The organism is Aeromonas sanarellii, from assembly GCF_000820085.1.
Classification (GTDB): Bacteria; Pseudomonadota; Gammaproteobacteria; order Enterobacterales; family Aeromonadaceae; genus Aeromonas; species Aeromonas sanarellii.
Genome location: NZ_CDBN01000087.1, coordinates 94,845 through 104,316, shown reverse-complemented (window position 1 = coordinate 104,316; position 9,472 = coordinate 94,845). Strand labels below are relative to the sequence as shown.

Here is a 9,472-nt window from a genome sequence, read left to right as displayed (position 1 = left end):
TGGTCAACGTGGCCGATGGTACCCACGTTAACGTGCGGTTTATTACGCTCAAATTTTTCTTTAGACATGATCGTCCCTCTAAACTAACGCTGAGTACGCGGTGGCAAGCTAACCACAGAACAGTTTATATGATGGATTTGAATCACGGGGAGCAGAGAGGCTGGTGCTGACAGGCTGGTTCGATTGCCGAACTCACCCTAGGGTGTGGCTTTCAGAATTACCTGAGCCATATCAGCATCTTGGAGCGGGCAGCGGGAATCGAACCCGCATCATCAGCTTGGAAGGCTGAGGTAATAGCCATTATACGATGCCCGCATTTCTCTAACCCAAAGAACTCAAACCGCAGAGAAATATGGTGGAGGGAGAAGGATTCGAACCTTCGAAGGCAGAGCCGTCAGATTTACAGTCTGATCCCTTTGGCCGCTCGGGAACCCCTCCGGTTGCATAAATGCCACAACGGTAATTCTGCTTGCACCCGTTGTTTTTGTCGCTTTTGCTGGGCAAATAGACGACAGACATCCAAGCGTCGCGCATTTTATGGTAAGGATTTTGGGGATGCAACCATTGCGCCTTGCAAAATGTGCATTATTGCCGGGATCTAGGCAAAAAAGCGCTCCTTCTCCGTCCCAACCGGACGCGTCCCTTGTCGCTCCCGACCCCTTGGTGTATGGTCGCCCTGCCCAAGAAACAGTGATGACACCATGACGACAGAGCATAACCCCTATTTGCAATTCACCCGCGAACAATGGGCGTTATTGCGCGATGCGGTCCCCCTGACCCTGACCGAGCACGATCTGCAGACCCTGCGCGGGATCAACGAGAAGGTGTCATTGCGGGAGGTGGAAGAGATCTACCTGCCCCTCTCCCGCCTGCTCAATCTCTACGTCAAGGCCAAGCAGCGGCGCAGCCGGGTGCTGGAGCAGTTTCTCGGCCAGTCCCGCGGTAAGGGCACCTATATCATCAGCATCGCCGGCAGCGTGGCGGGGGGCAAGAGCACCACGGCCCGCATCCTGCAGGCACTGCTGGAACGCTGGCCTGAGCACCCCAGGGTGGAGCTGGTCACCACGGATGGCTTCCTGTTTCCCAACAAGGAGCTGGAAGCCCGCGGCCTGATGCGCCGCAAGGGCTTCCCCGAGTCCTATGACATCCGCCATCTGGTGGAGTTTGTCGCCAATATCCGCGCCGGCCACGAGAAGGTCGAGGCCCCCGTCTACTCCCACCTCGTCTACGACATCCTGCCCGACGAGAAGAAGGTGGTGGAGCAGCCGGACATCCTGATCCTGGAAGGGCTCAACGTGCTGCAAAGCGGCATGGACTATCCCCAGGACCCCCATCGCGTCTTCGTGTCCGACTTCGTCGACTTCTCCATCTATGTGGACGCCGACGCCGAGCTGCTGCGCACCTGGTACATAGACCGCTTCCTCAAGTTCCGCAGCGGCGCCTTCTCGGATCCCGACTCCTATTTCCACCACTATGCCAGGCTGGCGGAGAGCGAGGCCACCGAGATCGCCAACAACATCTGGCAGGATATCAACTACCTGAATCTGCAAGAGAACATCCTGCCGACCCGGGAGCGGGCGAACCTGATCCTGACCAAGGGCAAGGAGCACGCCATCGAGCAGATCAAGCTGCGCAAATAATGACAGCGACGAAGAGGGGGCCCATGGGCCCCCTCTTCTCATTCATGCCGGATGGAGTCTCAGTCCCCCCGGCGCAGGGAGATCTCCCCGCCCAGGTAGAACTTGATCCCCTCCTCCGTCTCCAGCCGCAGGGCCCCGCGATCGTCGATGCCCCTGGCGATCCCGCGGATCACCTGCTCCCCCATCAATAGTTTCACCGGCTGGCCGGCGAAGTGATCGAGCCGGTTCCAGCTCTCGACGAAGCTCGCCAGCCCGGTCTGCTCGAAGGTCTGCATGGCCTGCTGCAGATGCAACAGCACGCAGGCGGCCAGCTGGTTGCGGTCCACCAGTTCGGGCTGGATGTGGCGCAGCTCGGACCAGGCCTGGTCGATCTTCTCCCCCTCCCGGCTCGGCATCGCAAGATTGAGGCCGACCCCGATCACCAGATTGCAGCTGGCGCCGGCACTGCCGCTCATTTCCACCAGGATGCCCGCCAGCTTGCGGCCCTGATAGTAGAGATCGTTCGGCCACTTGAGCTCAACCCCTGGATAACCGAGCGACTCCAGCGCCTCCACCACGGCCACCCCCACCGCCAGGCTGAGCCCCATGGCGGCCGCCATGCCCTGCTCCAGCCGCCAGTACATGCTGAGGATCAGCTGGCAGCCGAAGGGGGAGACCCAGGGCTTGCCGCGGCGCCCCCGGCCGGCGGTCTGACACTCGGCCAGACAGCTCTCGCCTGAACTCAGCTGGTTGACCCGCTCCAGCAGGTACTGGTTGGTGGAGTCGATCACCGGGAAGCAGTGCACCGGTGCCATTGGAGCCAGCGCCCGCAGCTGCATCTCGTCATAGAGCGCCATGGGCACCGCGAGCCGGTAGCCTTTGCCGGTCAGGCTGAATAAGTCCAGCCCCAGCTCCTTGAGCGCAGCCATGTGCTTGCTCACCGCCGCCCGGCTGATGCCGAGCCGCTCGCCGAGCTGCTCGCCCGAGTGGAACTGGCCGTCGCTGAGCAGGGTGATCAGCGTCTGCCGGATGGGGGTCAGGATCATGCCAGTACCTCATCGAGCCGGGTCTCGCCGCTGCGGCCCATGAAGCGCACCTCGTGCTCCAGCACCACCCCGAACTTCTGCTCCACGCTGTCCCGCACATGGGCCGCCAGGGCGATCAGCTCCATGGCGCTGGCGCCTCCCAGGTTAACCAGCACCAACGCCTGCTCCTGATGGACGGCGGCACGGCCGATGGCGAACCCCTTGAGGCCGCACTGTTCGATCAGCCAGCCCGCCGCCAGCTTCACCTGACCGTCGCCGGCCGGGTAGCTGGGCATCTGCGGGTATTGCTGTCTCAGGGTCTCAGCCAATGCGGCAGGCACCACCGGGTTCTTGAAGAAGCTGCCCGCATTGCCGAGCACGGCGGGATCCGGCAGCTTGGCCATGCGAGTGGCACAGACGGTGTCGAAGATGGCTTGTGCACTCGGCGCCTCCCCCAAGGCGGCAAGGGGGCCGTACCCCGCCACCGGTCGCCAGGCCTTGGGCAGACGCAGGCCGACGGCGGTGATGAAGTGGGAGTCCTGACAGGCGTGCTTGAAGATGCTGTCACGGTAACCGAACTGGCAATCGGCGGCGTCGATATGCTCCACCTCGCCGCTGTGCCAATTGAATGCCTCCACATAGGCGCAGACACTGGCCAGCTCGACCCCGTAGGCACCGATGTTCTGCACCGGGGCGGCACCGACGGTGCCGGGAATGAGCGCCAGGTTCTCCAGGCCGTACCAACCCTGCTGCAGGGCATGGCACACCAGCTCGTGCCAGTTCTCGCCGGCCGCCACGTGCAGCAGCCAGTGCTCCCCCTCATCGTGCAGCACAATCCCCTTCAGGCCGTTATGCACCACCAGACCGGCGAAGTCATCGCAGAACAGGATGTTGCTGCCGCCGCCCAGCACCAGGCGCGGCAAGACGCTCAGCTCGGGGTGAACCCGCAACTGTGCGAGGTCATCCAGCTGGGTCACGTCTGCCAGCCAGAGACAGTGCGCATCCAGCGCCAGGGTATTGAGGGTCGACAGGGAGGCTTGGGGGGTGAGTTTCATCTGCGTGTTCCGACAAGGAGAGGGGGGCAGTTTACCCCAGATCTTCCGGGACAAAAAACCCGGACACTTTTCGGACTCACATCGCTGGAGTAGAGTAACGCCTTCAGTTCCTTGAGGAAGCATGAATGAACAATCAATTCGCCGTCATCGGCCTCGGCCTGTTTGGCAGCGCCCTGTGCGAAGAGTTGCAGCGGCAGGATGCCGAGGTGCTGGCCATCGACATCGACGAGGTCAAGACCCGCCAGATAGCCACCCTGTGCAATCATGTCATCGTCGCCGATGCCACCGACGAGGCCACGGTCGCCGAACTGGGTCTGGCGAATTTCGACATCGTCTTCGTCGCCATCGGCGACAACCTGGAGACCAGCATCCTCACCACCCTCGTTCTGAAGGAAGCCGGCGTGAAAAAGGTGTGGGTCAAGGCCCGCGACAAGTTCCACGCCAAGATCCTGCAGAAGGTGGGGGCCGACAAGGTGATCAACCCGGAGTGGGACATGGGGCGCCGGGTGGCCCAGAGCATGCTGGACAACCGGCTGTTCGACTATCTGGAGCTGGGGCACGACATGGTGCTCACCGAATTCGTCATCGGCCTGCAGCAGAATGCCCGCACCCTGGCCGACCTGCACCTGTTGCAGCAAAACGACTTCCAGCTGCTGGCCATCAAGCGCGGCGAGGTCCTGCACAACGTGCTGACCGGCAAGATGGAGCTGCAGCTGGGTGACATCCTGATCCTGGCGGGCAACAAGCATGCCATCGACCACTGGCTCGACACCCTATGATCAGCTGGCGCAGCAACTACGCCTTCACCCTTTATCGGGATGACAACTCCCGCTGGAGCGAGGCCAGGCTGATCCTGGGCAGCTTCCTCATCATACTGCTGGTCGGCACCCTGTTTCTGGTGCAGCCCTCCAGCCACAAGGGGGAGGTCACCTTCATCAACGCCCTGTTTACCGCCACCTCGGCCATCAGCGTGACCGGCCTGGGGGTGGTAGATACCGGCACCGCTTTCACCCTGCAGGGGCAGATCATCCTGCTGATGCTGATGGAGATAGGCGGGCTGGGCCAGATGACCATGACGCTGCTGCTGATCGCCATGTTCAGCAAACGGGTCGGCCTGCGCCAGCAGGTTCTGGCCAAGGAGGCGCTGGGCCAGGAGGGCTCAGTCAACATCATCCAGCTGGTGAAGCGCATCGTCTTGTTCGCCCTCATCGCCCAGCTGATCGGCACCGGCATCATGGCCATTCGCTGGGTCCCCGAGATGGGGTGGAGCCACGGCCTCTATGTCAGCTTCTTCCACGCGGTGTCGGCCTTCAACAACGCCGGTTTCTCGCTGTTTGCCAACAATCTGATGGACTATCGCGACGACCCCCTCATCAGCCTGACCATTCCGGCCCTGCTCATCCTCGGCGGCATCGGCTTTACCGTCATCGTCGATCTGGTGCGCAACCGCCGCTGGCGCAAGCTGAAGCTGCACAGCAAGCTGATGCTGCTGATGACCCCTGCCCTGCTGCTCCTGGGCACCCAGATGTTCTGGCTGCTGGAGCACGACAACCCTAACACCCTGGGCCAGAGCAGTCTGGGCGGCCAGTGGCTGGCGGCCTTCTTCCAGTCGGCCACCGCACGCACGGCGGGCTTCAATACGGTGGATATCGGCCAGATGGTGCCGGCCTCCCTGCTGTTCATGATGATGCTGATGTTCATCGGTGCCGGGGCGACCTCGACAGGGGGCGGCATCAAGGTCACCACCTTCGCCGTCGTCCTGCTCGCGACCCGGGCGTTTCTGACCAAGCGCCCCCATGTCACCGCCTTTGGCCGCACCCTATCCCCCCAGATAGTGACCCGATCGCTCGCCATCATCATCGTCAGCACCATGGCCCTGATGCTGGCCATGTTTCTGTTGATGCTCACGGAATCACACTCCTTCGACAAGATCATGTTCGAGACCATCTCGGCCTTCGCCACCGTCGGCCTCTCGACCGGCATCACCGCTTCCCTGAGTGAACCGGGCAAGCTGATCCTGGTGCTGGTGATGATCTGCGGCCGTCTGGGTCCCCTCACCCTGGCCCTGATGCTGGCCAGACCGAGCGAGACCCGGATCCGTTACCCGGAGGAAGGGGTCTATACAGGTTAATTCACTGCTGTTATTGGATTATTTCAATAGAGAAGAGGGGCGAAAGCCCCTCTTCTCTATGGCAGACATCGGCCTCTGAACGACTTAGAACCTGTTTATGATCTTACTGCGAGGCCGTGATCAAGGCTCATGTGCTGCTCGGAATCCTCATGTATGGCTTATACACTCCGGTTCCTGCGCTGCTCTTCACCTTGCTGACAACCTCTCGCGACAGATCGTAAACAGGTTCTCAAGCCGCCTTGGTTCGAGTGGTGCGCTTGCCCGTGCCCTTGCGAGGGCTGGCTCCTGTGCCAGCACCACCCTTGCCCCCGCGCTTTCCACTGCTACGACGAGTGAAACGGCGCTTGTCGGCGCCGGCGGCCGCCTTGGGCAGGGCGCTGAAGCTGGCGCCGGAGTCCTGCCTGGCCCCCTCTATCAAGGCGTTCAGCTGCTCCGTCAGCGGCCCCATAAACTGCTGGTAGCTACCGTGACGCTCGGCGATCCTGCCGAGGCTCTGCTCCCACAGTGCCGTCATGTCCGGCATGGTGGCGCCAGGGGGCAGCGCCTGGACCAGGGCCCGCCCGGTGGGTGTCGCCTTGATGCTCTTGCCCTGGCGCACCAGGAAGCGGCGCTTGAACAGCAGATCTATGATCCCGGCCCGGGTCGCCTCGGTGCCCAGACCGTCGGTCTCCCGCAGGGTCTTGCGGATCTCGGGATCCTGAACGTAGCGGGCGATGCCTGTCATGGCGGCTAGCAGGGTGGCATCGGTAAACGGCTTGGGGGGCTGGGTCATCTTCTCCAGCAGCTCGCCCCGCTCGCAAAATAGTTGCTCCCCCTTCTTCAGGGCAGGCAGGGTGCCCGCCTCCTCCTCGTCATCCTCCTCCACCCCGAGCAGCGCCTTCCAGCCCGCCTTGAGGATGCGACGCGCCTTGGCCTGGAACAGGCCGCCAGCGATGCGCAGCAGCACCTTGCTGTCGTTGTACTCGAACGGCGGGTAGAACTGCAGCAGATACTGGCGGGCGATGAGACCATACAGCCTGGCCTCATCCCCGCTCAGGCTCCCCTCGTTGCCCCGCTTCTCGGTGGGGATGATGGCGTGGTGGGCATCCACCTTGCCGTCGTTCCACGCCTTGCTGCGGATCCTGCCGTCCGCCTCGGCCACCGCCTTCGCCAGCGCCGGCGCCGTGGCGGCGATGGCCTCCCGCACCTGGGGCGCCCGATGGAAGTGATCGCTCGGCAGATAACGGCTGTCGGATCTGGGGTAGGTGATGAGCTTGTGACGCTCGTAGAGGCTCTGGCAGACGTCCAGCACCCGCTTGGCATCCATGCCGAACCGCTTGGCCGCATCGATCTGCAGGCTGGAGAGGTTGTAGGGCAGCGGCGCCGCCTGCTTGCGGGCCTGCTCCTCCACCTCTTCCACCAACGCGGGTTGCCCCTGGATCCGCTCCACCACCTTGGCGGCCAGCGCCCGGTTGAGCACCCGCCCCTCTTCATCCTGCCAGGGGAGGCAGGCTTCCGAGGGGAGCCACTTTGCGGTGAAACGCTCATTGCCCCCAGTCAGCAGGTGGGCCAGCACCTCGTAGAACGGCTTGGGCACGAAGGCTTCTATTTCGAGATCCCGCCGCACCACCAGCCCCAACAGCGGCGTCTGCACCCGCCCCACCGACAGCAGCTCGTTGCAACCCCCCTTGCGGCCGAGCAGGGTGTAGGCCCGGGTCATGTTGATGCCATAGAGCCAGTCGGCCCGGCTGCGGGCCAGGGCCGACACAGCCAGCGGCACGAACTCCTTGTTGTCCCGCAGCTGGTCCAGGGCACGACGCACCGCCGGCGGGTTGAGATCGCTGATGAGGCAGCGCTGCACCGGCTTGCTCTTGGGGTAGCCGAGAAAGTCGATCACCTCGTCCACCAGCAGCTGCCCTTCCCTGTCCGGGTCGCCAGCGTTGACCACGCAGTCGGCCCGCTTGATGAGCCCCTTGATCACATTGAGCTGAGCCCGGGTCTTGGGTTTGGCCACCAGTTGCCACTGCTCGGGGATGATGGGAAGCGATTCCATCCGCCACTGCTTGTAGGCGGCGTCATAGGCGTCGGGCTCCGCCTGCTCCAGCAGGTGGCCGATGCACCAGGTCACCACGTCCCCCTGCGCCGTCTCGATGAAACCCTCCCCCTTCTTGTGGGGCTTGGGCAGAACGTCGGCGATGGCGCGGCCAAGGCTGGGTTTCTCGGCGATAAAGAGTCGCATGGAAGACACACCTGAATACTGTATATGCGAACAGTATACATCCCGCCAGGCGCAAACCCCAAGCCCCGGGCTGTCACCTTGTTCCGCCCTCCGCACCTGAGTCTCACCCGTTCAAAACAGGATAATCAGACTTAAATTCATAAAAAAACGAAAATGGAAAACTTTTAACAGCCAAATAGTTTCCATCGAAATAAAAACCATGACCGAGGTCAACCCCTGTGTTCCCAGGACTACTACTATATTGGTACTACCCGATTCTAAGGACACTGCCACCATGCTTGGAAAAATGTTGAGAAAGCCCTGGTTCTGGCTTCTGCTGCTCGGGGCCCTGCTGGGGATAGCCGCGCTGGGGGTCACCGTCACCGTGCTGCACAAGACCAGCTCCACCGAATTCTGCGTCTCCTGCCACTCCATGCAGACCCCCCTCGCCGAATACCAGGGCAGCGTCCACTTCCAGAACGTGAAGGGGATCCGCGCCGAGTGCGCCGACTGCCACATCCCCAATGAGCCTGCCTCCTACCTCTGGACCAAGATCCGCGCCGTGAAGGATATCTATCACGAGGCGATCGGCACGCTCGACACCCCTGAGAAATACGAGGCCCACAAGCTGCGGATGGCCCAGACGGTGTGGGATCAGCTCAAGGCCAACGACTCCGCCACCTGCCGCAGCTGCCACAGCTACGCGGCGATGGACGTGCTGGCCCAGCGCCCCAATGCCCGTGCCGAGCACCCGGTCGCCATCAAGGAAGGCCAGACCTGTATCGACTGCCACCGCGGTGTCGCCCACATCATGCCTGACATGAGCGGCCTGGCTGCCGCCGGTGCCAGCGAGCTGGCGCAGGCTGCGGCCCAGACCCCGGCCAACGTCACCACCCGCTACGCCATCGCCACCGCCCCGCTGTTCCTCGATGCCGCAGCCAAGACCGACGAAGGCACCCTGATGCCCTCCACCAAGGTGGAAGTGCTTGCCAACGAAAACGGCCGCGCCAAGGTGCAGATCGAAGGCTGGCAACAGGATGGTGTGAGCGAAGTGTTCTACGCCGCACCGGGCAAACGGATCCTCAGCGTACTGGTCGGCGATGCCGCCAAGAAAGCGCTGGTCACCGGCCAGAGCGAAACCGACAGCGCCACCAACCTCACTTGGCATCAGGTCAAGCTGACCGCCTGGGTGGACCAGAGCCAGCTCATCGGCGACCAGGGCAAGCTGTGGCAGTACGCCTCCACCCTGATGTCCAACAACTGTACCGGCTGCCACGGCCTCACCGCGCTGGATCACTTCAACGCCAACCAGTGGATCGGCGTCATCAAGGGGATGGAATCTCGTACCTCCCTGACTCCGGAACAGGCTCGCATGTTGACCCAATACGTGCAGAAGCACGCCAGCGACATGAGCGCGGCCCACTGAGGCTGGCACAGAGGAAAAC

Annotated in this window: 7 protein-coding genes and 2 tRNA genes; 4 read left to right on the top strand and 5 right to left on the bottom strand. The window is 62.6% G+C overall.

The genetic code is table 11. The annotated features are described in order from the left end of the window. Positions 1–240 precede the first annotated feature (240 nt). Both BN1132_RS16145 and BN1132_RS16140 read right to left on the bottom strand, forming a co-directional pair. Positions 241–315, bottom strand: a tRNA-Gly gene (locus BN1132_RS16145). Positions 316–353: 38 nt separating this feature from the next. After that, positions 354–438, bottom strand: a tRNA-Tyr gene (locus BN1132_RS16140). 263 nt (positions 439–701) lie between these two features. Between BN1132_RS16140 and coaA the strand changes: the two genes are divergently transcribed. After that, positions 702–1,640 carry a type I pantothenate kinase gene (coaA, locus tag BN1132_RS16135; protein ID WP_042078812.1) on the top strand — a complete coding sequence of 313 codons (939 nt, stop codon included), beginning with the start codon at positions 702–704 and terminating at the stop codon, positions 1,638–1,640. 59 nt (positions 1,641–1,699) lie between these two features. On the opposite strand, the gene birA is transcribed toward coaA, so the two are convergent. Further along, complete coding sequence (gene birA, locus BN1132_RS16130; RefSeq protein WP_042078811.1) at positions 1,700–2,665, bottom strand: bifunctional biotin--[acetyl-CoA-carboxylase] ligase/biotin operon repressor BirA; 966 nt, start codon at positions 2,663–2,665, stop codon at positions 1,700–1,702. After that, positions 2,662–3,699: a UDP-N-acetylmuramate dehydrogenase gene (gene murB / locus BN1132_RS16125; protein ID WP_042078809.1), complete on the bottom strand. Its 1,038-nt coding sequence runs from the start codon at positions 3,697–3,699 to the stop codon at positions 2,662–2,664. The genes birA and murB overlap by 4 nt, the downstream gene beginning before the upstream one ends. Before the next feature lie 125 nt (positions 3,700–3,824). Between murB and BN1132_RS16120 the strand changes: the two genes are divergently transcribed. Both BN1132_RS16120 and BN1132_RS16115 read left to right on the top strand, forming a co-directional pair. After that, positions 3,825–4,478: a potassium channel family protein gene (locus tag BN1132_RS16120; protein WP_042078808.1), complete on the top strand. Its 654-nt coding sequence runs from the start codon at positions 3,825–3,827 to the stop codon at positions 4,476–4,478. Further along, entirely contained in the window at positions 4,475–5,830 is a 1,356-nt protein-coding gene (locus BN1132_RS16115; RefSeq protein ID WP_042078807.1) for a TrkH family potassium uptake protein, read from the top strand. The genes BN1132_RS16120 and BN1132_RS16115 overlap by 4 nt, the downstream gene beginning before the upstream one ends. Before the next feature lie 229 nt (positions 5,831–6,059). On the opposite strand, the gene BN1132_RS16110 is transcribed toward BN1132_RS16115, so the two are convergent. Further along, a complete protein-coding gene (locus tag BN1132_RS16110) occupies positions 6,060–8,048 on the bottom strand; it encodes a DNA topoisomerase III (protein WP_042078806.1) in 1,989 nt (662 codons plus the stop codon). Positions 8,049–8,322: 274 nt separating this feature from the next. On the opposite strand from BN1132_RS16110, the gene BN1132_RS16105 reads away from it, so the two are divergent. After that, on the top strand, positions 8,323–9,453 hold the full coding sequence (locus tag BN1132_RS16105) for a NapC/NirT family cytochrome c (protein WP_042078805.1): 1,131 nt from the start codon (positions 8,323–8,325) through the stop codon (positions 9,451–9,453). Positions 9,454–9,472 lie beyond the last annotated feature (19 nt).

Excerpts from the sequence above, each read along its gene's own strand:
- BN1132_RS16115 (WP_042078807.1), top strand. The coding sequence starts at position 4,475 with ATGATCAGCTGGCGCAGCAACTACGCCTTCACCCTTTATCGGGATGAC.
- birA (WP_042078811.1), bottom strand. The coding sequence starts at position 2,665 with ATGATCCTGACCCCCATCCGGCAGACGCTGATCACCCTGCTCAGCGAC.
- BN1132_RS16105 (WP_042078805.1), top strand. The coding sequence starts at position 8,323 with ATGCTTGGAAAAATGTTGAGAAAGCCCTGGTTCTGGCTTCTGCTGCTC.
- BN1132_RS16120 (WP_042078808.1), top strand. The coding sequence starts at position 3,825 with ATGAACAATCAATTCGCCGTCATCGGCCTCGGCCTGTTTGGCAGCGCC.
- BN1132_RS16110 (WP_042078806.1), bottom strand. The coding sequence starts at position 8,048 with ATGCGACTCTTTATCGCCGAGAAACCCAGCCTTGGCCGCGCCATCGCC.
- murB (WP_042078809.1), bottom strand. The coding sequence starts at position 3,699 with ATGAAACTCACCCCCCAAGCCTCCCTGTCGACCCTCAATACCCTGGCG.
- coaA (WP_042078812.1), top strand. The coding sequence starts at position 702 with ATGACGACAGAGCATAACCCCTATTTGCAATTCACCCGCGAACAATGG.